The organism is Niabella hirudinis, assembly GCF_051201075.1.
GTDB lineage: Bacteria > Bacteroidota > Bacteroidia > Chitinophagales > Chitinophagaceae > Niabella > Niabella hirudinis.
This window is the reverse complement of record NZ_JBPEHJ010000002.1, coordinates 540,064-561,710: the sequence shown is the minus strand read 5'-3', so window position 1 is coordinate 561,710 and position 21,647 is coordinate 540,064. Positions and strand designations below refer to the sequence as shown.

General features: G+C 46.9%; 23 protein-coding genes. 21 read left to right on the top strand and 2 right to left on the bottom strand.

Annotated elements, in window-relative coordinates:
- Positions 1-27 precede the first annotated feature (27 nt).
- The 8 genes from GGU45_RS05810 to GGU45_RS05775 all read left to right on the top strand — a co-directional run bounded on the left by GGU45_RS05810 (position 28) and on the right by GGU45_RS05775 (position 6,936).
- A complete protein-coding gene (locus GGU45_RS05810) occupies positions 28-672 on the top strand; it encodes a hypothetical protein (RefSeq protein ID WP_435222846.1) in 645 nt (214 codons plus the stop codon).
- On the top strand, positions 672-1,091 hold the full coding sequence (locus GGU45_RS05805) for an acyl-CoA thioesterase (protein ID WP_435222845.1): 420 nt from the start codon (positions 672-674) through the stop codon (positions 1,089-1,091). The genes GGU45_RS05810 and GGU45_RS05805 overlap by 1 nt, the downstream gene beginning before the upstream one ends.
- Before the next feature lie 6 nt (positions 1,092-1,097).
- Positions 1,098-2,225, top strand: a complete 1,128-nt coding sequence (locus GGU45_RS05800; RefSeq protein WP_435222843.1) for a beta-ketoacyl synthase N-terminal-like domain-containing protein — start codon at positions 1,098-1,100, stop codon at positions 2,223-2,225.
- Between the two features lie 92 nt (positions 2,226-2,317).
- Positions 2,318-3,400 (top strand): SAM-dependent methyltransferase, encoded by a 1,083-nt coding sequence (locus GGU45_RS05795; protein ID WP_435222842.1) that lies wholly within the window; start codon positions 2,318-2,320, stop codon positions 3,398-3,400.
- Positions 3,401-3,473: 73 nt separating this feature from the next.
- On the top strand, positions 3,474-4,748 hold the full coding sequence (locus GGU45_RS05790) for an NAD(P)/FAD-dependent oxidoreductase (RefSeq protein WP_435222840.1): 1,275 nt from the start codon (positions 3,474-3,476) through the stop codon (positions 4,746-4,748).
- A 5-nt stretch (positions 4,749-4,753) separates the two neighbouring features.
- Positions 4,754-5,383 carry a hypothetical protein gene (locus GGU45_RS05785; protein ID WP_435222838.1) on the top strand — a complete coding sequence of 210 codons (630 nt, stop codon included), beginning with the start codon at positions 4,754-4,756 and terminating at the stop codon, positions 5,381-5,383.
- Positions 5,373-5,639, top strand: coding sequence for a phosphopantetheine-binding protein (locus GGU45_RS05780; RefSeq protein ID WP_435222836.1), 267 nt, complete (start codon positions 5,373-5,375; stop codon positions 5,637-5,639). The genes GGU45_RS05785 and GGU45_RS05780 overlap by 11 nt, the downstream gene beginning before the upstream one ends.
- A gap of 97 nt (positions 5,640-5,736) precedes the next feature.
- Positions 5,737-6,936 (top strand): beta-ketoacyl-[acyl-carrier-protein] synthase family protein, encoded by a 1,200-nt coding sequence (locus GGU45_RS05775; protein ID WP_435222834.1) that lies wholly within the window; start codon positions 5,737-5,739, stop codon positions 6,934-6,936.
- A 33-nt stretch (positions 6,937-6,969) separates the two neighbouring features.
- Here GGU45_RS05775 and GGU45_RS05770 read toward each other — a convergent pair whose 3' ends face one another.
- Positions 6,970-8,256 (bottom strand): glucuronyl esterase domain-containing protein, encoded by a 1,287-nt coding sequence (locus GGU45_RS05770; RefSeq protein WP_435222832.1) that lies wholly within the window; start codon positions 8,254-8,256, stop codon positions 6,970-6,972.
- A gap of 219 nt (positions 8,257-8,475) precedes the next feature.
- Between GGU45_RS05770 and GGU45_RS05765 the strand changes: the two genes are divergently transcribed.
- The 6 genes from GGU45_RS05765 to GGU45_RS05740 all read left to right on the top strand — a co-directional run bounded on the left by GGU45_RS05765 (position 8,476) and on the right by GGU45_RS05740 (position 13,101).
- The gene (locus GGU45_RS05765; RefSeq protein ID WP_435222830.1) at positions 8,476-9,564 is read left to right on the top strand and encodes a beta-ketoacyl synthase N-terminal-like domain-containing protein; all 1,089 of its coding nucleotides are present in this window, start codon (positions 8,476-8,478) and stop codon (positions 9,562-9,564) included.
- Positions 9,558-10,331: a polysaccharide deacetylase family protein gene (locus GGU45_RS05760; protein WP_435222828.1), complete on the top strand. Its 774-nt coding sequence runs from the start codon at positions 9,558-9,560 to the stop codon at positions 10,329-10,331. Before GGU45_RS05765 ends, GGU45_RS05760 begins: the two co-directional genes overlap by 7 nt.
- On the top strand, positions 10,324-10,950 hold the full coding sequence (gene lolA2 / locus GGU45_RS05755; protein ID WP_435222827.1) for a flexirubin biosynthesis/transport protein LolA2: 627 nt from the start codon (positions 10,324-10,326) through the stop codon (positions 10,948-10,950). Before GGU45_RS05760 ends, lolA2 begins: the two co-directional genes overlap by 8 nt.
- Positions 10,928-11,563 (top strand): flexirubin biosynthesis protein LolB2, encoded by a 636-nt coding sequence (lolB2, locus tag GGU45_RS05750; RefSeq protein ID WP_435222825.1) that lies wholly within the window; start codon positions 10,928-10,930, stop codon positions 11,561-11,563. Before lolA2 ends, lolB2 begins: the two co-directional genes overlap by 23 nt.
- Complete coding sequence (locus GGU45_RS05745) at positions 11,550-11,918, top strand: ApeI family dehydratase (protein WP_435222824.1); 369 nt, start codon at positions 11,550-11,552, stop codon at positions 11,916-11,918. Before lolB2 ends, GGU45_RS05745 begins: the two co-directional genes overlap by 14 nt.
- 94 nt (positions 11,919-12,012) lie before the next feature.
- Positions 12,013-13,101 (top strand): alpha/beta hydrolase family protein, encoded by a 1,089-nt coding sequence (locus tag GGU45_RS05740; RefSeq protein ID WP_435222823.1) that lies wholly within the window; start codon positions 12,013-12,015, stop codon positions 13,099-13,101.
- Positions 13,102-13,129: 28 nt separating this feature from the next.
- Here GGU45_RS05740 and GGU45_RS05735 read toward each other — a convergent pair whose 3' ends face one another.
- Entirely contained in the window at positions 13,130-13,714 is a 585-nt protein-coding gene (locus GGU45_RS05735; protein ID WP_435222822.1) for a TetR/AcrR family transcriptional regulator, read from the bottom strand.
- A gap of 128 nt (positions 13,715-13,842) precedes the next feature.
- On the opposite strand from GGU45_RS05735, the gene GGU45_RS05730 reads away from it, so the two are divergent.
- The 7 genes from GGU45_RS05730 (at position 13,843) to GGU45_RS05700 (ending at position 21,403) form a co-directional block, all read left to right on the top strand.
- The gene (locus GGU45_RS05730) at positions 13,843-14,763 is read left to right on the top strand and encodes a PfkB family carbohydrate kinase (RefSeq protein WP_435222821.1); all 921 of its coding nucleotides are present in this window, start codon (positions 13,843-13,845) and stop codon (positions 14,761-14,763) included.
- 125 nt (positions 14,764-14,888) lie between these two features.
- Positions 14,889-15,191 (top strand): hypothetical protein, encoded by a 303-nt coding sequence (locus GGU45_RS05725; RefSeq protein ID WP_435222820.1) that lies wholly within the window; start codon positions 14,889-14,891, stop codon positions 15,189-15,191.
- 191 nt (positions 15,192-15,382) lie between these two features.
- Complete coding sequence (locus GGU45_RS05720; protein WP_435222818.1) at positions 15,383-16,390, top strand: aspartate-semialdehyde dehydrogenase; 1,008 nt, start codon at positions 15,383-15,385, stop codon at positions 16,388-16,390.
- An 89-nt stretch (positions 16,391-16,479) separates the two neighbouring features.
- Positions 16,480-17,223 carry an undecaprenyl pyrophosphate synthase gene (gene uppS, locus GGU45_RS05715; RefSeq protein WP_435222816.1) on the top strand — a complete coding sequence of 248 codons (744 nt, stop codon included), beginning with the start codon at positions 16,480-16,482 and terminating at the stop codon, positions 17,221-17,223.
- Positions 17,224-17,431: 208 nt separating this feature from the next.
- A complete protein-coding gene (locus GGU45_RS05710) occupies positions 17,432-20,173 on the top strand; it encodes a BamA/OMP85 family outer membrane protein (RefSeq protein ID WP_435222814.1) in 2,742 nt (913 codons plus the stop codon).
- A gap of 47 nt (positions 20,174-20,220) precedes the next feature.
- Positions 20,221-20,733: an OmpH/Skp family outer membrane protein gene (locus GGU45_RS05705; RefSeq protein WP_435222813.1), complete on the top strand. Its 513-nt coding sequence runs from the start codon at positions 20,221-20,223 to the stop codon at positions 20,731-20,733.
- 100 nt (positions 20,734-20,833) lie between these two features.
- On the top strand, positions 20,834-21,403 hold the full coding sequence (locus tag GGU45_RS05700; RefSeq protein WP_435222812.1) for an OmpH/Skp family outer membrane protein: 570 nt from the start codon (positions 20,834-20,836) through the stop codon (positions 21,401-21,403).
- The last annotated feature ends 244 nt before the right edge of the window (positions 21,404-21,647 follow it).

Here is a 21,647-nt window from a genome sequence, read left to right as displayed (position 1 = left end):
TTTCAACAAAAAAAACAAAAACAGATTATGAAAAAGATCTCCACCAAAATATTGTTGCTCCTTTTTGCATTTACAGCAATGATTGGCCTGCACAGCCAGGCTCAAACCCTTAATGAGGTATTGACCAACAAGGAAACCCCGATCTATTATTTTGGCATTGACTTTACAAAGGCAAAGCTGATCGGAGATGCCGCTGCAAAGGCCGATGATATTGTAGCCCGCCAGTTTGATGGTATTAATGATCTGATGGTGAATGAGTCCAAAAAATACGACATCGCCGGTGCGTTCCGGAAGGACGAAATGAACAGTGACCTGAGCTTTGTTTCTAAAAGAAACCAGAAGGTAGACCCTGAAACATTGCTTTCCTCAAGTTCGGAAGATTACAATCTTTTAAAGGAAAGTGATATTACTGCCCTGGTAAAAGGGTTTAACACTGGTGACAAAAAAGGTACGGGTCTCTTGTTTGTGGTAGATGGAATGAATAAACCTAAAAAAGAGTTGTCTGTTTGGGTAACCCTGTTTGATATCTCCTCCAAAAAAATACTGGTAACGGAGCGTGTGGAAGGCTCTGTGGGCATGGGTTTTAGCTTCAGGAATTACTGGGCTACCGGGTTTAAAAAAGTGATTGACCAGGTCAAAAACAGGAAGTACGCTGTGTGGAAATCGAAATAATGAAAGAACTCAAAGATACAACTGAAGTGTTGATCCGTTTTAATGAGGCGGACCCGCTGGGCATTGTCTGGCACGGTCATTATATCCGTTATTTTGAGGACGGCCGGGAGGCTTTTGGAAAAAGATACGGCATTGGGTACCTTGATTTTTTTAAGGAAAATGTGGTGGTACCCATCGTTCACGCAGAATGCAACTATAAAAAATCGCTGAAATTCGGCGATAGCGTAATTGTAGAAACCATTTACGAGCCCTGTGATGCGGCCAAAATCAACTTCCGGTTTAATTTATATAAAGCATCCGACCGGTCACTGGTTGCCACCGGCAGAACCACACAGGTGTTCCTGGATAAGGACGCTCAGACCCTTTTGTTGAACAACCCTCCGTTCTTCGAGAAATGGAAACAAAAATTTGTGAAGTAAAAGGGCATGAAGAAGGTATTCGTTTTATCCCGGAATATCGTTTCTCCCCTGGGGAATACAGCAAAAGCAAATTTTGATGCGCTGTATGCCGGGCAAACAGCCGTACAAACACACCGGGATATTTCAAAAAGCGAAGTGCCCTTTTGCGCCTCTTTGCTGGATCCGGCTTTTTTTGATGACAGGGGTTCATTTACTCCTTTCGAATGGGTTTTAAAAGTGTCTATTGCAGATGCGGTGAAACAGGCTGATGTGTGCACCTCCGACCCGGATGTTGCGCTGATCCTATCCTCCACAAAAGGGAATATTGACCGGCTGGAGCAACAGCCGCTTACGGCTGAACTGAAAAAGGAACTGGGGCTCACTGTTGCTGCTCAAAAGCTTGCAGCGTATTTTGGCTTTGTTCATAAGCCCATTATCGTTTCACATGCCTGTATTTCCGGTACCCTGGCTATAATAACCGCTAAAAGACTGATTGATACAGGCCGGTACCGGACCGTTGTTGTAGCCGGCGCCGATCTGATTACGCGATTTATCCTGTCGGGGTTTCAGGCGTTTCATGCGGTAAGTGATGTGCTTTGCAAACCTTTTGACGCCGATCGCAATGGCATCAATCTGGGAGAAGCTGCGGCAGCTGTTGTTTTATCTGCAAGCCCCTCCCCGAACAATGAAAAAATTGCAGTAGGCGGTGGAAGTGTAAGCAATGATGCCAATCATATCTCCGGCCCGTCCCGTACAGGCGCGGAATTATTTATGGCTATCGACCGCGCTATGAAAGAGGCCGGAACCGCTGCGGCGGATATTGATTTTATTTCAGCACACGGAACCGCCACTATTTATAATGATGATATGGAAAGCCGTGCCATTAACCTGGCCGGGCTGCAGGATGTTCCGGTAAATAGCCTCAAAGGTTATTACGGACATACTTTGGGAGCTGCAGGGCTGTTAGAAACCGTTATCAGCATCGAATCATTGCTCAGCAACACGATCATCCCAACAAAGGGATTTGAAACGCCCGGAACCGCGGAGCCCATCCGGGTTTGCAGCGCGTTAATGAAAAAACCGGTGCATACTTTTCTGAAAACGGCCTCCGGCTTTGGCGGATGCAATGCGGCAGTGGTGGTTAGTAAAGTGTAAGGTTACGGATGCTGCCGGCAGCGGTTTGAAGATCTTGAAACAAAAAACTGTCAAAAAGGAGCTATAAACATTAAAACTTTTAAAATTTACTGATGATCGATTTCTACAAAGGAGAACATTATTCGGCAATGGAAGGGAAACACATGGCGCAGATCATTGCGCACGGCCCCATCGTGTTTCAGGTGGCGCGTGTGTTAAGAGACAAGCAGATACTAAAAGTAATAGAAGATGCCCGCAGCGGAGGAATTGCATTAATGGATATTTGTGAAAAAGTAAACCTTTCTGAATACGCAGTGCGTGTACTGCTGGAAGCCGGCCTGGGCATGCACCTGGTAAAATATACGGAGGATGAAAAATTTGCCCTGACCAAAACCGGTTATTTTATCCTGCACGACCCCCTTACCACGGTGAATATGAATTTTGTACAGGATATCTGTTATAAGGCCATGTTTCATTTACAGGAGGCTGTAGAAACCGGTAAGCCTGCGGGGTTGCCGGAACTTGGCAACTGGTCCACGGTATACGAAGGGCTGTCGCAGCTTACGCCCCAACAGCAAAAAAGCTGGTTCGAGTACGATCATTTCTTTTCCGACATTGCCTTTCCGCCTGTATTAAAACATATTTATAAGCCCGAAAATCATATCAAAAAATTGCTGGAGATTGGCGGCAATACCGGTAAATGGGCCCTGGCCTCTACCCGCTTTGATGAGGCGGTGAAGATCACGATCGTGGATCTGCCGGGCCAGGCCGCCATGGCTAAAAAGAATATTGACGAGTTGGGATTGGCAGACCGGGTTGATTTTTATCCGGCAAATGTGCTGGATGAATCTGTGGTATTTCCCGCAGGATACGATGCGGTTTGGATGAGCCAGTTTCTGGATTGTTTTTCCGAAGACGAAATTGTGTCCATTATGAAGCGTTGCGGCGCCGCACTGAATGCAGATGGGAGTATTTATATACTGGAGGCCTTCTGGGATAACCAGCGGTTTGAAACCTCGGCGTTTTGCATTCAGCAATTATCGATCTATTTTACAGCCATCGCCAACGGCAACAGCCAGATGTATGACTCCCGGGTTTTTAAAAAATGCGTTGAAAAAGCAGGATTTGAAATTGTGGAGCAGATCGATGGAATCGGCCTTAGCCATACCTTGCTGAAATGCAAAAAGAAGGGCTAACTTTGAGGTTGTACAGAGCAAAGACGAAGTATAAACCATCATTTAAGCAGCAACTTTAAATCAGATTTGAAATATGCAAAGGGAACAAACGGATGTATTGGTAATTGGCGCCGGACCAGCTGGAACGGTGGCCGGAGCCATTGTAAATAAGGCAGGGTATAAAGTAAAAGTGGTGGAGAAAATGAAATTTCCCCGCTTCGTTATTGGCGAAAGCCTGCTTCCGCGTTGTATGGAAGCGCTGGAAGAAGCCGGTTTGCTGGACAGTGTGTTAAAAATGGGTTTTCAGCGGAAGACCGGAGCCAAGTTTGTGCGTAATGGTGTCATCTGCGATTATTCCTTCTCCGACCAGTTTACCGATGGCTGGAACCATGCTTACCAGGTGACCCGGGCCGATTTTGACAAGGCCCTGGCAGATGGATTGGAAGCCCAGGGAGTGCCTGTTGACTATGAAACAACAGTTACTGCCATCCGGTTTGAGGAAGATGGATCATCGGTTACTACAGTTGTGGATGCAAATGGTAATGAAAAAGAAATAGCCGCAAAATTTATTATTGACGGAAGCGGCTACGGACGTGTTATTCCCCGCCTTTTCGGACTTGATAAACCCTCAAACCTGGCGCCGCGTAAAGCTCTGTTTGTGCATACCAAAGATGTGAACCGCCAGATGGACGATGAACCGGATCGCATCACGGTAATTGTACATAAACCGGATGTTTGGGTTTGGGTAATTCCATTTGCTACCGGGGTTACATCCGTTGGATTTGTAGGAGATCCTGCCTTTTTTGACAATTATACCGGTACGCCGGAAGAGCAGCTGCGGGCTATTATGGCCGATGAACCCTATATCGCGGAGCGGATGAAAGGAGTAGAATTTTTGTGGGAACCAAAGGTGCTGCAATCCTGGTCCAGCACCACCGAAAAGTTTTACGGAAAGGGCTTTGTACTCACCGGCAACGTAACGGAATTTCTGGACCCCGTATTCTCTTCGGGCGTAACCCTGGCCACAGTATCAAGCCAGATTGCCGGTAAACTGGTGGTGCGTCATCTGAAAGGAGAATCCGTTGACTGGGATAAAGATTATACCGGGGTAATGATGCAGGGGGTAAACACCTTCAGAAGTTATGTAATGGGCTGGTATGACACTACCCTGCACACCATTTTCTTTGCAAAGGATCAGAATCCGGACATTAAGAAAATGATCTGCTCGGTATTGGCCGGTTATGTTTGGGATACCGACAATCCTTATGTAAGGGAACATGATACGGCACTGCACAAGCTGGCTAAAACCATTCGTCTGCGGGATAGTATCGAATACATTAACAACGGATTTAAAGGGAAAGAGCAGTAGCAGGTTTGAAGCAGGACGGTATTTATATAACATCGGCGGTGATTTTGCGCAACGGGGTCCTTGTAAAAGACGGGGCTGTTGTTTTTGAGGCCCCGGAAAAGGGCGCCGCGTTTTTACAGGCGGTTTATGAGCGTCTGGGGATCGATTATCCCCGCTTTTATAAGATGGACCTGTTGAGTAAAACGGGTACAATAGCGGCGGATATACTGTTGAGGGGGCGCCCGGGTTCACCCCGTTACCTGCCGGAGGAGCAGGGCATGGTGCTGAGTAACAGGAATGCCAGTATTGAGGCAGATGCGCAATACCTGGAAGCTTCAAAAGCCTATCCAAGCCCTGCGCTGTTTGTATATACATTGCCCAATATTGTCATTGGCGAAATCAGCATCCGGTATCAGTTCAAAGGAGAAAATGCCTTTTTTGTTTCCGATGCTTTTGATGCGGATTGGATATATTGGTATGTAGCGGATCTGATGCAGCGTGGTTTTTTAAAAGCCTGCATCTGCGGCTGGATTGATGTATTGGACGAGCAGCCGGATGGTTGCCTGTTTCTGGTAGAGCAGGCTTCTGCTTCAGCCAGTAGTGTTTTTACAGCAGAAATGATGCGTAGTATTTATAATAAAGATTATGGAAAATAAGCAAGAACTGGTACACCGTTTAAAAGAACAGATCATTAAACAGTTAAAGTTAGACGATAAGAAGCCTGAGGATATCGGGGATCATGATCCTCTGTTTGTAGAAGGGCTGGGCCTTGATTCTATTGACGCGCTGGAGTTGATCGTATTATTGCAGCAGGAGTATAATATCAAATTAAAAAATGCAGAGGAAGGGCAGGATATATTTCGTTCTATAGACACGATGGCGGATTATATACTGGAACATGAAGGGAAGTGAGAAGTTTTTTTGTAAGAAGTTTTTAGTAAGAAGTTAATGACGAAGAGACAAATAACATCTCACTATAAACTTTTTACTATCTAATATCCAACAACCAATGTCAAAAGAACAAACCGTTTATATAGGAGGTCTGGGCATTATCTCGGCAATCGGGAATAGCGTTGCGGAGAATCTGGATGCACTGATTTCCGGGAGAGCGGGGATGCAGGCCATGCAGCGGTTGCGGTCGGTTCATAAAGATACGCTTCCGGTTGCAGAGGTCAGGTTATCAAATGAGGTGCTGGCGGGCATGGCAGGGCTGCCGGCCGCAACCAGTCGCACCGCGCTATTAAGTGCCATTGCCGCCAGGGAGGCGATTGCGGATGCAGGCATTCAACTTTCTGCATGGCGCACGGGTTTTATTTCGGCTAATTCAGTTGGGGGGATGGATAAGACCGAAGATTTTTTCCCATCCTTTTTGCAGGATACCACAACCGGCGATCTGAAAATGGTGGTGAATCACGAATGCGGAGCCGTTACAGAACTGGTAGCAGATGCGCTGGGAGTAAAAGATTTTGTAACCACCATCAGCACGGCCTGCTCATCTTCCGCCAACAGCATCTTCCTGGGAGCGCGTATGATCCGGCAGGGGCTGCTGGATGTGGCAGTAGCCGGTGGCACGGATGCCCTAACAAGGTTTACCTTAAATGGTTTTAATACCCTGATGATCCTGGACCAGGAGTATTGTCAGCCTTTTGACGAAAACCGCCGCGGGCTTAACCTGGGTGAGGGGGCAGGCTACCTGGTATTGATTTCTGAAAAGGTGGCGGCCACGCTTGCCAAAAAGCCGGCCCACGCACTAACCGGCTGGGCGAATGCCAATGATGCACACCATCAAACTGCCTCTTCTCCCGAAGGTAAGGGGAACCTGCTGGCAATGAAAGGCGCTTTAAAAAAAGCCGGTTTAAGCCCCGGGGATATCGATTATATAAATGTGCATGGAACCGGTACCAGCAATAACGACAGCTCCGAGGGCCGGGCCATTGCCTCTTTATTTGAAGGGCACTACCCCTCCATGAGTTCAACGAAGTCCTACACGGGTCATACACTGGGTGCCAGCGGCGCTATAGAAGCGGTATATGCGGTGCTGGCCATGCGGGAGGGCCTGGTATATCCCAGCCTGCGACTGCAAACGCCCATAAAAGAACTGCCCTTTGCAGTAACAACCGTATTGGAAAAAAGGACGATCAACCACGTACTATCCAACTCATTTGGGTTTGGAGGCAACTGCAGTTCGTTGGTGTTCAGTAAGGTTTGATGATAAATGGAGCCAGGGCAATGGTTTGTGTCCTCACGAACCATTTGTTAGGCTAAAATGCTTATTGGCAAACCGGATAAACGCTTCCCAGTCAAAAAGTGTAACATCATGAATACCCTTGCGGATGTGGTATCCCACATCGTTCATGACGGGTTGTTCTATTGCCGGTTGTTCCATACTGGTAAGGCCCCTACGTCCGTAAAGCCCATATACCGGCGACGCATAAAATGCAGAAAGATATTCTCCTTTTGGATCGGCCCAGCGATCTTCCTGCGCGCTGGCCACATATACTGCTCGGGGCGCCATCAGGGCTATCAGCCCGTGCTGGTCAAAATTAAGCGCCTGCTCATTATTGCGGTATTGATTAAATGCAGCGCAAAACCAGGCGGGCTTAATTTTTGTAACCTGTTCAACCGTTTCGCCATAATCTCTTTTTGAAAGGGCGGCTCCTCCGGCTCCCGAACAATTGGAGATAACGACTCCAAACCGTTTGTCCTGTGCGCCTGCCCATAGAGCTGCCTTTCCCTGGCGGGAGTGGCCCATGATCGCAATCTTTTTTGAATCAATTTCCTTAACGGTTTCCAGGTAGTCTGCAATTCGGCTGGATCCCCATGCCCATGCCCCGATGGCCTGCCACTCGTCCGGTTTGGCGGATAGCGAATCATAACCCGAAAAAAGGGAAGGAATACCAAATTTTTTATACCCCGGCACATCAGGATAAATGTCATGATAGCACATGGTGGCCAGGGCATATCCCTTTCCGATAATAAAATCGAGCGGCCAGCGGCTCATCTGGCAGCCCCTGGCCCAATCGGGGTTTCCCGGTTCTTTTACACGCATAAAATTGGAAGAATAAATAATGGATGTGTCATAGCTAATACTATGATTTCCTTTGAAATTATAACCTACAAAAACGGGTACTTTACCCCGGGCATTGTTGGGAAGGTATAAAAGAAGAATGGCCTCGGTTTGTTTTCCGTTATTTGAAAATATGAACCGGATCTGGCGGCTGGTAGCTTTTCCGGAAAGGGCATTGCGGTTTTCTGTTAATACTTCGTAGCGGACGGCGATCTTTTCATTTGGTGTGCGCCCGTACTCCTGTGCGGCAAAGATTTCCAGCAGCTCCGGGCGCCGGATCTTTTCCCACTGCTGTGCCGTTTTGATGGGTGTGCCGTTTTTTGAAACGAGCAATGCGGGCAGCTCAAATGCCGTTACTTTTGATTCCTCATAATTGACCGCTTTTTGTGCCATTGAAGCATTCGGGCCGGTGAGGGCAGCCAGTAACAGGATGGCAATACTTTTTATTTTGCAACGTTTCATAAAAGACTGGGCAATTGTTTTAGATCTGAGCCTGGGTATACAGCAAACGACCGGAAGAAAAACATCCTTTTCCCATCCCGGTAAAAACGAAGATATAAAAAACAGGAGAACTTTAAAGCCCGGATGTGCCCTACTGCTGCGATCAACATCCTGCTGATTCTTCATGAAATACATTAGTTTTGATCTTTAGAGCTGCAGCTCGCTTTTTAAAATAACTGAATGTCAGAAAATAAAAATACAGATGAAGCTGTAAAGGTTCCGCAAAACCGGATGGCGCCGGTGTATATACGGGCGGCCGGGGCGATATCGCCGCAGGGAGCATTTGAGGAGTTGCTGGAGCATCCTGCACAATACCTTGGCGACCGGTTGGTTTGCAAGGAACCGGATTATTCAAAATACATCGATTCCAAACTGATCCGGCGGATGAGCCGTATCATAAAAATGGGCGTGGCCGCTGCGATGGAATGCCTGCAGGAAGCGGGAGAGACCATGCCCGATGCCATTATTACAGGTACCGCCTATGGTTGCCTGGCAGATACGGATCAGTTTTTGACCCGCATGGTAGAATTTAATGAAGCATTGCTGTCTCCTACAGCCTTTATCCAGTCGACCCATAATACGGTGGGCGCACAGATCGCACTGCTGCTGAAATGCCATCACTATAACAATACCTATGTGCATCGCGGGTCGTCTTTTGAAGCGGCCATGATGGATGCCATCGGGCTCATGGATGAAAATGAAGCCGGCACCGTGCTTGTTGGCGGAGTGGATGAGATCATTGAAAAAAGCCATATTATCTTAAACCGGTTTGGTCATTACAAAAAGGAGGGCAATACGGAAACACTGACCGACAGCAGGACGGAGGGTACGATGGCCGGCGAGGGCGCTGCATTTTTCCTGTTGGCAAGGGAAAAAAGCGGGAAATGTATTGCCCGGCTGGATGCCATGCAAACCTGGTATAGGCCAGCTATGCCAGCGGGGGAGCTGGTTGCCGGCTTTTTAAAAAATTACGGAGTATCCATTGATTCTGTCGACCTGCTCATTACGGGGCAGAACGGCGATATTCGTTTTGATGGCCACTACCTGGAGCTGCAACAATCACTTTTTGCAGGGACTCCAACTATTAGCTATAAACAATTTTGCGGGGAATACCCTACCGCTTCGGCTTTTGCACTCTGGCTGTCTTCAATGATATTAAACGCTGGCAAAGTACCAGGACATATCAGGGGTGATGCACCAAAGAGGGTATTGGTCTACAATAATTACAAGCTGCACTATCCAACGGTATATTTATTGTCTGCATGCTAAATTTTAGAAATACAACAATCGTTTTTTTCGTTTTGCTGGGATTGTATATCTATTTACAGGTACAGCACAACTGGCCCTGGTATGGCTATTTTGTGCTGCCTGTTGCGTATTCGCTCTTCCTTTTTTATGGCAGCTTTTATATTGGATCCAATTTTTACATGCCGGTGGTTTGTAGGGGGCGGGCAGATCAAAAACAGATCGCCATCAGTTTTGATGATGGTCCCATCGAAAAATATACACCGGAGGTGTTGGCCATTCTGAAGGAACAGCAGGTGCCGGCTGCTTTTTTTTGTATCGGCTACCGGGTCGCGGAACATGAGGCCCTGCTAAGGCAGGTCCTTGCCGAAGGACATATTGTTGGAAGCCACTCTTATTACCATGATTTCTGGTTTGATATGCATGGTTCCAAAAGAATGAGGGCCGAGTTGCAACAAATGCAGGACCTGGTGCATCATATAACGGGACGACAAATGAAATGGTTTCGTCCACCCTATGGTGTTACCAATCCCAATGTACGGAAAGCCGTCCGGGCAATGGGGTATAACACGATTGGCTGGAATGTGCGGTCGCTCGATACAATGATCAGGGATGAAGAAAGGCTGCTGGAAAAGGTAAAAAAGGGACTGAAGCCCGGTGCGGTTTTTTTATTTCATGATACCAGCCATGCAACGGTACATATACTTCGGGATTTTTTAAAATATGTTAAAGACCGGGGATATACGATTGTGCCCCTTGATAAATTAATAAATTTGCAACCCTATGGGTAAACTAATTTTTATCTTTTTACTGGCCGGTATAAGCGGCCCCGCCTGGGCGCAATACAAACCAGTGAGCAATGCCCCGGCCGTTAAAGCCCGGTTTGCAGCCGCTGCACAGAAAATAAACAGCATCGCCAGTGACTTTATACAGGTCAAAAACCTGAGCATGCTCTCTGAAAAAGTAACCTCAAAAGGCAAATTCTATTTCAGGAAAAATAACCTGCTGCGTATGGAATACACCACACCTTATCAATACCTGATGGTGATCAACGGTACTAAAGTAAGCATTAAGGACGGCCAGAAGACAAACCGGATGTCTACCGGTTCCAGCAAAATGTTCCAACAGGCCAACCAGCTGATGATGGATTGTGCCAGGGGAACTGTTTTTGATAATCCCAATTTTTCTGTAAAACTGCTGGAGAACAGCAACAGTTATCAGGCAGATATGACGCCGGTAACCAGGGAAATGAAGACCCTTTTCAGATCGGTAAAAGTGATCCTGCAGAAAACTGATTTCCTGGTGAGCCAGGTACAGATGGTGGATAACAAAGGCGACCAAACCACCATCACTTATTCCGGTCAGCAATTAAATACCAACCTCGCGGATGCGCTTTTTACAATTCGTTAGTATCCTGCTTTTATTGGGCAGCTGCGCCCCCGCGGTGTATAAAAAATTACAGCGCGCGGAAGGAGAAGCTGCCTGTATTGCTGCATTCAAACCCCATATCCGGCGGGCACTATACCATGCATCGGTGGATGTGGCCGGGAACCATCTGAGCGGGCTTTTACTCATCAAACAGATGCCGGACAGCTCCACACGTATTGTATTTACCAATGAGGCAGGGTTTGCTTTTTTTGACTTTGAATTTTCTGCTCATAATGGTTTTGTTGTGCATTCCATTATTTCAAAAATGGATAAAGAGGCAGTACGCAAAACGCTGCGAAAGGATTTTGAACTGTTGCTGATGCGCAGGGTGAACGCAGAAGATCGTGGATCGGTTTTCAAAAAAGGGGAGGAGCACTATTACGCATTTTCCGATGGAGCAGATGTATACTATTATATTACAGATCCCCGGTGTGTACAGCTTATCCGCATGGAACGGGGCAATACCCGCAGGAAGGTTGTGGAAGCTACGCGGGGCGCACTCATAGACGGCGCGCCTGAATTTATGCGGATCCGGCATACAAACTTTAATTTTACCATTGATTTAAAAAGAATATACGACCATGCTGAAGAATGACCTGTATACCATCATCTCCTTAGAGAATCACTCGGGCGCGGTGTCTGCCACTATAGGGCTGAATGTACAGCATCAAATTTTTGAAGGTCACTTCCCGGGTCAGCCGGTATTGCCGGGTGTGTGTATGATGCAGATCGCAAAGGAACTTGCAGAAGAAGCCACCGGTAAAAAGCTGTTTCTGAACAATGCGGCACAATGTAAGTTTTTATCGATGGTAGATCCGCAGAAAACACCGGAATTGACCGCTGTGATCGACTATAAGGAAGCCGGTGAAAATAACATTGCCGTTAATGCGGTTTTAAAAAGTGCCGAAACTGCTTTTTTTAAGATGAGTGCCCGGCTAAGTGTTATTTGAAATGAATCACAGGCTTATTTTATACCCCAAAGGACCGTGTTTTCTTGTGAAGAAATCATTTTAAAACAGCTTCTAAGAACAACAAAAGAAACTCATGAAACCATTTTATACACTGGTAGCGATGCTGATGTTTGCCGTTGCCTCAAAGGCGGGTGGTATAGAAGACTCCCTGTTTCATGAGCAGGTATTTTCATTTCAGTCGCATGCCGCAAAGATGGAACTAAAGGGAACCCTGGTGATACCCGAAAAATTTTCTTCAAAAGGAAGGATTGTCATACTGGCAACTCCTCCATTACCGCTCTCAGGAGATTATGGCGGCCTGTTTAAAAGCCTGGCAGAAACATTGGGAAAACGCGGTATCGCCTCGCTGCGGTTTGATAACCGGGCATATACGGATACGGCAATCGGGCCCGAAGAAACGGATATGTTTGACCAGGCCGATGACCTGGACGCGGCGCTTAGCGCCCTGAGGGGCGATGCCCGGTTTAAAAATGCGGTTATCGGGTTGGCCGGGCATAGTGAAGGCGGCGCTTCCGTAGCTATAGCAGCATCTCAGGGCAAGCAGGTTGATTTTATCGTGCTGTTGTCTGCCATCGGGATTAGCGGCCGCGCGCTAACGAACTACCAGGTAGAACAATCAACCGCTGCGCTTGCCGGCGGGCTGTCCACGGGGGCCAGGGACACGTTGCTGCAGGTATCAAAAAAGTATATTGAAATAATCAGTAATGCGGTAACTATAGATGTGGCCAGGAATGAAATAGGGGCGTTTAATGAAGGTTTGATAAAACAAAGCCCCGACCTGTTAGGAAGAAATCAGACTATCGGGCAGTTTAATAAAGTGATGGGGCGGGGCTGGATAAACAGGCATAAATATGCGTATATCCGTTTCCGGCCGGAGCTGTACTATAAAAAAATTAATTGCCCTGTGCTGGCGCTTTGCGGAAAGTTTGACGAAAACCTGGATTGCCGGACAAACCTGGATGGGATTAAAAATCTGATGGCATCAGGAGGTAATAAGCAGGTAACGATGTGGGTTATTGACAGCCTCAATCATGGGTATCAGAAAGCAACGGAAAAAGTAATCCGAAACCCGTGGCTGCACTATGCAAAAAGCGGGAAACCACCCGGTTTTTCTATAGCTACCTGGAACCGGATTGCAGACTGGATCAAAGAGCAGCATTAAGGCAAATTACAGGCTCCGGAGACTGTGGTCAGAGCTTCAGCCCTCCAATCAGATGCTGCACCATATTTTCTTCTATAATTTCCGCGCTGTGCGTTTTTGCGCTTTTTTGCCAAAACTCCAGGCCGCGTACAGAAGACAGGATGTTTAAAACAGCAACATAGGGCAGCACGGGCTTAAATTCCTTGTTATCAACACCTTGCTGTACAATGGATTCGATCTTTTTCACATAGCGCCGGCGTTCGCTTACAAATTCCCCCAGTTTTTCCTCATCAAGGTGCATCCACTCGCTTACCATTACGGAATACGATTCAAAATGATCAATCATCATTTTGGTATGAAAACGGATCAGGGATTCAATTTTTTGCAGGGCGGTGCCGGTAGGGTCCATATTGTCCAGCTGCTCACGACAATCGCGGGAAATCGAAAAGATAATTTCCTCCAGGATTTCGCTCTTGGAATGAATATGGTTGTAAAGACTGGCAGCCTCAATGCCTATTTTTTCGGCAAGGTCACGCATAGACGTACCGGCATATCCTTTTTCCCGGAACATACGCGCAGCTGTTTTCAGAATTTCTTCCTTTTTTGAAGATCGTTTACGTGTTGTGGTGGCCATGTTCCAAAACTATGCTTTTTATCCAAAATACCACCAAGTAATTTTGGAAAAAACCCCGGGGCTTCACTTACAAACCTGGGCCAAATCAGGTACCTTTGCGGCCGTATTTTTAATTAAAAACAGAATTCATGTCCGTTATTACCGTAGGCACAATGGCCTTTGATGCAATAGAAACCCCTTTTGGAAAAGCCAATAAGATTGTGGGCGGCTCAGCTACCTATGCGGCTTATGCAGCCAGCTATTTTGTAAAGCCGGTGCAGCAGATTTCGATCATCGGGTATGATTTTCCGGAGGAAGAACTGGAATCCCTGGCAGCCAGGGGCGTAGAGCTGGAAGGCGTTGCAAAAGTAGCCAACAAGAAATCGTTCTTCTGGAAAGGCCTTTATCATGAAGATATGAACACCCGGGACACATTGGTAACGGATCTGAATGTGCTGGAAGACTTCGATCCCAAAGTTCCGGACAGTTACCAGGGCGCCGAATTTTTAATGCTGGGCAACCTGATGCCTAAACTGCAGATGAGTGTGATTGATCAGCTGAAGCAAAAACCCAAACTGATTGTTCTGGATACAATGAATTTCTGGATGGAAACGGCCATGCCTGATCTTGAAAACGTATTAAAGCATGTGGACCTTTTAATGGTGAACGACTCAGAAGCGCGGGAGCTTACCCATCAGTATTCCCTGGTAAAGGCAGCAAAAAAGATCCGGGAAATGGGCCCAAAATACCTGATCATCAAAAAAGGAGAAAACGGAGCCCTGCTGTTTCATGAGGAAAAAGTGTTCTATGCCCCCGCATTTCCCCTGGAGGAGGTTTTTGATCCTACCGGTGCGGGCGACACTTTTGCCGGCGGATTTATCGGTTACCTGGCCAAAACCGGCGATATCAGCTTCAATAATATGAAGAAAGCCATCATTGCTGGCTCTGCAATGGCCAGTTTTTGTGTGGAGAAATTTGGCAACACCCGCCTCAAAGAGCTGACAACTGAAGAGCTCAGTAACCGCATCCAGCTATTCAGGGAGCTGACAAGCTTTGAAACCGACCTCTGAGGCCTTAAGACCTTGCAGGTTTAGCCGGGCACGGGCTCCGGTCAATCCTCCTGAAAAATCGGTGAACAGCAGGGGCAGATCCAACTTCTGCACGCGATTTGTTATCTAAGTATAAAACAAAAAAGATGACAACTATAAAAAAATCGCCTTCGCTCCTGTTTTGTATTCTGATGGATATCATCGGGTGTTTATCGTTTACCATTCCCGGTGTGGGTGAATTTGCAGACGTTATCTGGGCGCCGGTTTCGGCCATTATACTGGCCAGGGCCTTTGGTGGTACCAGGGGAATGTTTGGCGGGGTCTTTAATTTTATAGAAGAGCTCTTGCCGGGTACCGATATCATCCCCACGTTTACCATTATGTGGCTGCTGACCAATAAAGCGCCTTTTTTTGGTAAAAAGCCGGTAATCCCTGTAAAGACCCGGTAAAAATTATTTTTGAAAGTTATATATTTCCCTTATACCTTTGCGTTCCAATGATGACAATGAAACATACAAAAACTACCAAGAAGCAGTCCCGGACGGAGGGTTTGTAGTTTTGTGTACTAAACATAAATTTTTAACAGACCTTCCGTACAAGCGGAAGGTTTTTTTTTAAACGATAAACAGTAAAAACAACAATGAGAGTAGCCGTTGTAGGCGCCACTGGTTTGGTGGGCACCAAAATGTTACAGGTCTTGGCCGAAAGAAATTTTCCCGTATCGGAACTGATCCCCGTTGCGTCCGCAAAGAGCGTAGGTAAGGAAGTGGAGTTTAAAGGCACTAAATATAAAGTAGTAGACATGGAAGCGGCTATTGCCGCAAAGCCTAATGTGGCGCTGTTTTCTGCAGGTGGCAGCACTTCTACAGAATGGGCGCCAAAATTTGCCGCAGCCGGCATTACGGTGGTCGACAATTCATCGGCCTGGCGCATGGACCCCAAAGTACCATTGGTAGTACCCGAAATCAATGCGGATGTGCTCACCAGCAACGATAAGATCATTGCCAATCCCAACTGCTCCACCATACAGATGGTAGTGGCCCTGGCGCCGCTGCATAAGGCCTACAATGCGCAGCGTATTGTGGTTTCTACTTACCAAAGCGTTACCGGAACCGGCGTTAAGGCCGTAAGCCAGCTTCGGGGAGAGCGCCAGAAAGAAGTAGCCGGTAGTGGCGAAGGTTATGAAATGGCCTACAAATACCCGATCGACCTGAATGTGATTCCCCAGATTGATGTGTTTCTTGACAATGGCTACACCAAGGAAGAAATGAAAATGGTGAATGAAACCAAAAAAATCATGAGAGACGATTCCATCCGGGTAACGGCAACTACCGTTCGTATTCCGGTAATGGGCGGCCACAGCGAAGCGGTGAACATTGAATTTGAAAAAGACTTTGATCTGGCCGAAGTGCGGCATCTGCTGGAAACGGCGCCGGGCGTGGTGGTAGCCGATGACCTGGCCAACCTGCACTACCCGATGCCGATGGATGCGCATGAAAAAGACGAGGTTTTTGTAGGACGGATCCGCAGGGATGAGTCGCAGCCCAATACCCTCAACCTTTGGGTGGTAAGCGACAATTTGCGCAAAGGAGCCGCTACGAACGCCGTACAGGTGGCCGAATATCTGGCAGCAAATAATCTTATATAGTTGATAGCTGATGGTTCATAGTTCATGGAAACTGCCATGAACTATGAACCATATACTTATGAACAATTCTTCGTTACTTTGCAGCTTCTATGTCAGATTTAACAGACAAAATAGATAAGGACCGCCTGCCGCGTCATATTGCCATTATCATGGATGGCAATGGGCGATGGGCGCAGGAGCAGGGTCAGGACCGTCTTTTTGGTCATTATCACGGGGTGGAAAGTGTGCGGGACATTGTGGAAGCTGCAGCCGGACTGGGAATCGGATATCTTACACTATACGCATTTAGTACAGAGAACTGGGACCGGCCTGAGTATGAAGTGGTTGGCTTAATGGAATTGCTCGTGTCCACTATACGCAAGGAAGCAGAAGTCCTGCACAAGAATAAAATCCGGCTGCACGTAATCGGGGATATGCGGATGTTGCCGGAAAATGCCCGTAGGGAGCTCAGCGAAGCCCTGGAAATGACGGCCGGCAATACCGGGCTCAACCTCATCATGGCCCTCAGCTATAGCGGCCGCTGGGAACTGCTGAATGCGGTGCAGCAGATCGCCCGCAATGTGCAAAACGGGCAGTTGGCTGTTGAAGCTATTACCCAGGATGTATTCAGGCAACACCTTTGCACCAGCGATTTTCCGGACCCTGAGCTTATGATCCGTACCGGAGGGGAATACCGGATCAGCAATTTTTTATTGTACCAGCTGGCTTATGCGGAGCTTTATTTTACGGACGTACGCTGGCCCGATTTCCGTAAGAACAACCTGTATGAAGCCATTATCGATTACCAAAACAGGGAAAGACGGTTTGGTAAAACATCGGCCCAATTAACATGATACTTTCCTATTTGTTTGCTAAAACGCTCAAAAAGGGCAAATACTGGTTCTTTTTAACATACAGTTTCCAAATTTTACCCTTAATTTGCCGCCGCAATTAGGAATGAAGTGCGTGGGTACCGGGCTGGCAACAGATAGCAGATTTGGGAAACTAAGGGCTTCCTGCTTTGCAAAATAAAATTGATTACCGTAATACATTAACCCTTATATGCGTTTTTTTATATACAAAGTTTGTATTTTATCCATATTTACTTTTGCGGTACATCATACCTCTGCACAGGTAGACACCACGCCGGTTACTTCTGTTGACCCCAGGTTGCATGAATTTCTGGCATCTACGGCACCCCGTGAGTATGTGATTGCGGATCTGAAAGTAAAAGGAGCCGCCAATCTCGACTCTTCTATCGTGTTATCCGTTTCGGGCCTCCAAAAAGGGCAGCAGTTTGTGTATCCCGGTTCCGACATTTTTTCGAGAGCAATCCAAAACCTCTGGCAACAGAAACTTTTTGCCGATGTAAAAGTGTATGTGACGCATGTAGATAATGAAAAGGTGAGCATTGAAATTGCGGTTACCGAACGCCCCCGACTGGGAAATTATAAATTTGAAGGGGTTAAAAAAACCGAAATTGAAGAACTGTCTAAGAAGATAGGGCTTGTAAAACAACGCATTCTCTCAGAAGGGATTCGCCAGAATATATACCAGGTAGTAAAAACCTATTTTGAAGATAAGGGCTATTATGATGTGGTAACGAACCTTGACGAGTCCAAAGACCCCGTTTACCCCAATTCCACATTTCTTACCATCAAAATCAATAAGGGCAAGAAAGTAAAAATTGACGAGGTGAACTTTTTTGGCAATGAGAGCGTGGATGCCACTAAGCTGAAAAAACAGATGAAGGGCACCAAGGAGCGAACCCGTATGTCGCTGTATTCTTCAAAATATGTAAGCCCTTATGGCCCGCGGCAGGTTTACAGCTTTAACGAATATATGGACGAATGGGGCTTTCTTACCGGAACAAAAACACTGAAGGTGCTGGATCCTTATTTCCGGTTTAAATTCTTTAGCTCCTCAAAATTTAATAATAAAAAATACGCAGAGGATAAAGACAAGGTACTCAAATACTTTAACGCAAGGGGTTACCGCGATGCGCAGATCATTGCCGACACCCAGGTGATCCAGAACAACCGTATGTATGTGGATCTTAAAGTAAATGAGGGGCATAAATATTATTTTGGAGGTGTAACCTGGAAGGGAAACTCCAAATTTTCGGATACCCTGCTGAACGGGATACTGGGCATCAACAAAGGCGATGTATATGACGCCAGCATATTGAATAAAAAATTAGGACTGGAGCCGAGCCAGGATGTTTACGATATTACCACACTGTATAATGATGAGGGGTACCTGTTTTTTAATGTAACGCCGGTAGAAACCCGTATTTACAATGATACCATCGATCATGAGATCCGGATCCAGGAAGGGCCTATTGCACGGATCAAGAACGTGATAATCATGGGCAATGAGCGCACCAAGGACCATGTAATCCGCAGAGAACTGCGAACCGTGCCGGGCGAACTGTTTAGCCGTACAGACCTGATGCGTTCCATCCGCGAACTAAACACCCTCAACTACTTTGAGCAGGAATCCATTAACCCGCAGCCGGTACCTAACCAGGCCGATGGTACGGTAGATATTAACTGGAAGCTGAAAGAGAAATCCTCCGATCAGCTGGAGCTTTCGGCCGGATGGGGCGGCGGTATCGGTCTTACCGGAACATTGGGGGTAACCTTTAATAACTTCTCCATTAAAAACATCTGGAGAAAAGAAGCCTGGGATCCGTTGCCGGTGGGCGATGGGCAAAAACTGAGCCTTCGTGTACAATCAAATGGCCGGGTGTACCGGTCCTATAACTTCTCCTTTACCGAACCCTGGCTGGGCGGAAAGAAACGGACCTCATTAACACTGGGTTACAACAATACCAAGTATAACGCGTCTTTCTATGACCCTTACCGCAGTGGCGGATACCGGTTCTCAAAAGATACTTCCCTTACCGTTAACGGGATCAGTGTGGGACTGGGTAAAGTATTGAAATGGCCGGATGACTATTTCACCATCGGTTATACGGTTGCCTACACCCGGTATAAGGTAAAAAAGATGGGGTATCAGTATGGGCTTCCTTTTAATGACGGGGTATCAAACAACCTGAGCTTTAAGCTGAGCCTCAGCCGTTCCTCGGTATCGGATCCGATATTCCCCCGGAGCGGTAGTGAACTTACTGCCAGCGTGCAGGCCACACCGCCTTACTCGGCCTTCAAATCTTCCCTGGTGATGGCAGACTCGGCTCAGTATAAAAACGTGGAATACCATAAATGGCGTTTTGGCGCACAATGGTATGTACCGCTGGGCCGCCCCAAGGGTGAAGACAAGAACCGGCAATTTGTGCTGAAGCTTGCGGCTAAGTACGGTTTTATGGGCCGGTATAATAAAAACCTGAACTACTCTCCCTTTGAGCGCTTCCAGTTGGGTGATGCCGGCATGAGCAATACCTATTCTTTAACTGGTTTTGATATCATTGCCCAGCGGGGTTACCCGATCTATAACAGCTCGGATCCTACCGTAAACCCGGATAACGGAAGCGGTGGTGATACCCGCAACATGTTTATTATTTTTAACAAATACCAGGCAGAACTGCGTTACCCGCTGGTAACCAACCCCGGAAGCACCATTTATGGCCTCGCCTTTTTTGAAGCAGCTAATGGCTGGCACGATTATAAGGAATATAATCCTTTTAAATTGCGCCGCAGCGTAGGTTTAGGCATGCGTTTTTACCTGCCGATGTTTGGACTGCTCGGGTTCGACTATGGTATTGGTATCGACCGGCTGGTGCCCGGCCAGGGTCTGAAGAATGCCGGCAAATTCACCTTTATGCTTGGATTTGAACCGGAGTAAACCTTTTGATCACATTTTGCATCTACCAATTACAAAAACATAAACAGATGAAACAATTAGTGGTACTGGCAATGGGGCTTTTGTTCTCAGCATCTGCGGCAATGGCCCAAAAATATGTCATCATCGACACCCGCTATATATTTGATAGAATGCCAGAGTATAAACAAGTACAGGGCACCATCAATAATACGGCAGCTACCTGGCAAAAAGAAATTGACCTGAAGCAGGAAGCGCTTGATAAAGCGTATGACGATTATGACTCGCAGCAAACCATGCTAAGCGCCGAAGCCCGGAGAAAAAAGGAAGATGATCTCTTTAAAAAAGAACGGGAGCTGCGGGATATACAAAAGCAACGCTTTGGTTTTGAGGGCGATTTATTTAAGAAACGCCAGGAGCTGATGGCGCCCCTGCAGGAAAAGGTGAACCGTGCGGTTCAAAAACTTGTGATCGAAAGAGGCTACGACCTGGTTTTGGATAAAAGTGAGGGGAAATCCATTATATTTGCCGACCCGAAATTGGACAAGAGTGATGATGTATTGAAATTACTTTCGGTAAAGTAAAAAGAACGTCAGCATTTCTGAAACAAAATCAATCATAAAAATAAACTTAAAAAACCTGTCCTAACGCTGCTATGGCGAACGGGCAAACAAAAAAATTTAAATGAAACGTATAAAATTTCTTGCGCTGGCGCTTGGTATGATCATCGCTTCCGGTTCTGCGGTTTCTGCACAAAAAATCGGGACAGCCGACCTGGATGCGCTTATTGCTAACTTACCCGAATTTCAGGGCAAACAACAGGAGCTGCAAAAATTTCAGCAGGATTCTATTGGTGGGGAATACGAACAATTGTACAAAGAGTTTGTAGATAAGGACAGTGCTATGAAAAAAGCTACTTCGCCTTCCGTAAAAGCCACTTTGGAAAAAGAAGTAGGTACTTTACAACGTACACTCCAGGGCTGGCAGGAATATGCAACCCAGCGCAACCAGGCTAAGCAGGCCGAATTGTTTGGCCCCCTGGTTAAAAAAGCACAGGATGCTTTGAATGCCGTAGCAAAAGAAAAAGGCTATACGTATGTGTTGCAGCCCGGCGCGTTCCTTGTAATGCCTCCTGCTGATGATCTTACAATGGCTATTGCTGAAAAGCTGGGTATTAAGCCTGCCGGTGCTCCGGCTGCCGGCGGCGCAGCAAAACCTGCAGCGAAGCCCGCAGCAAAACCTGCAGCGAAATAAGCATTACTGCATAAAAGATAAAAAAAGAGGCGGTCTTCAAAAGGACCGCCTCTTTTTTATTGTCAGGTTTAACATGTATTTTTTTTAAAGAAACGGAGACCAGTGTGTGTGTGGGGGGAGCTTGCAAATGGCTCCCAGGTTGCCCGGCCCGGCGCTGAAGCGGTATGCCTGGGAAAAATGATGCTATAGCAACGCGGGGGATAACTGGCCGGAATTTATTTTGGCTGCGGCTTTAGGCCTGGCG

Bases quoted from the DNA above. Each gene is read 5' to 3' on its own strand.
- GGU45_RS05765 (WP_435222830.1), top strand. From the start codon at position 8,476: ATGTCAGAAAATAAAAATACAGATGAAGCTGTAAAGGTTCCGCAAAAC.
- GGU45_RS05710 (WP_435222814.1), top strand. From the start codon at position 17,432: ATGCGTTTTTTTATATACAAAGTTTGTATTTTATCCATATTTACTTTT.
- GGU45_RS05730 (WP_435222821.1), top strand. From the start codon at position 13,843: ATGTCCGTTATTACCGTAGGCACAATGGCCTTTGATGCAATAGAAACC.
- GGU45_RS05725 (WP_435222820.1), top strand. From the start codon at position 14,889: ATGACAACTATAAAAAAATCGCCTTCGCTCCTGTTTTGTATTCTGATG.
- GGU45_RS05775 (WP_435222834.1), top strand. From the start codon at position 5,737: ATGTCAAAAGAACAAACCGTTTATATAGGAGGTCTGGGCATTATCTCG.
- GGU45_RS05795 (WP_435222842.1), top strand. From the start codon at position 2,318: ATGATCGATTTCTACAAAGGAGAACATTATTCGGCAATGGAAGGGAAA.
- GGU45_RS05790 (WP_435222840.1), top strand. From the start codon at position 3,474: ATGCAAAGGGAACAAACGGATGTATTGGTAATTGGCGCCGGACCAGCT.
- GGU45_RS05705 (WP_435222813.1), top strand. From the start codon at position 20,221: ATGAAACAATTAGTGGTACTGGCAATGGGGCTTTTGTTCTCAGCATCT.
- lolA2 (WP_435222827.1), top strand. From the start codon at position 10,324: ATGGGTAAACTAATTTTTATCTTTTTACTGGCCGGTATAAGCGGCCCC.
- GGU45_RS05720 (WP_435222818.1), top strand. From the start codon at position 15,383: ATGAGAGTAGCCGTTGTAGGCGCCACTGGTTTGGTGGGCACCAAAATG.
- GGU45_RS05735 (WP_435222822.1), bottom strand. From the start codon at position 13,714: ATGGCCACCACAACACGTAAACGATCTTCAAAAAAGGAAGAAATTCTG.
- GGU45_RS05805 (WP_435222845.1), top strand. From the start codon at position 672: ATGAAAGAACTCAAAGATACAACTGAAGTGTTGATCCGTTTTAATGAG.
- GGU45_RS05800 (WP_435222843.1), top strand. From the start codon at position 1,098: ATGAAGAAGGTATTCGTTTTATCCCGGAATATCGTTTCTCCCCTGGGG.
- uppS (WP_435222816.1), top strand. From the start codon at position 16,480: ATGTCAGATTTAACAGACAAAATAGATAAGGACCGCCTGCCGCGTCAT.
- lolB2 (WP_435222825.1), top strand. From the start codon at position 10,928: ATGCGCTTTTTACAATTCGTTAGTATCCTGCTTTTATTGGGCAGCTGC.
- GGU45_RS05740 (WP_435222823.1), top strand. From the start codon at position 12,013: ATGAAACCATTTTATACACTGGTAGCGATGCTGATGTTTGCCGTTGCC.
- GGU45_RS05780 (WP_435222836.1), top strand. From the start codon at position 5,373: ATGGAAAATAAGCAAGAACTGGTACACCGTTTAAAAGAACAGATCATT.
- GGU45_RS05770 (WP_435222832.1), bottom strand. From the start codon at position 8,256: ATGAAACGTTGCAAAATAAAAAGTATTGCCATCCTGTTACTGGCTGCC.
- GGU45_RS05810 (WP_435222846.1), top strand. From the start codon at position 28: ATGAAAAAGATCTCCACCAAAATATTGTTGCTCCTTTTTGCATTTACA.
- GGU45_RS05745 (WP_435222824.1), top strand. From the start codon at position 11,550: ATGCTGAAGAATGACCTGTATACCATCATCTCCTTAGAGAATCACTCG.
- GGU45_RS05760 (WP_435222828.1), top strand. From the start codon at position 9,558: ATGCTAAATTTTAGAAATACAACAATCGTTTTTTTCGTTTTGCTGGGA.
- GGU45_RS05700 (WP_435222812.1), top strand. From the start codon at position 20,834: ATGAAACGTATAAAATTTCTTGCGCTGGCGCTTGGTATGATCATCGCT.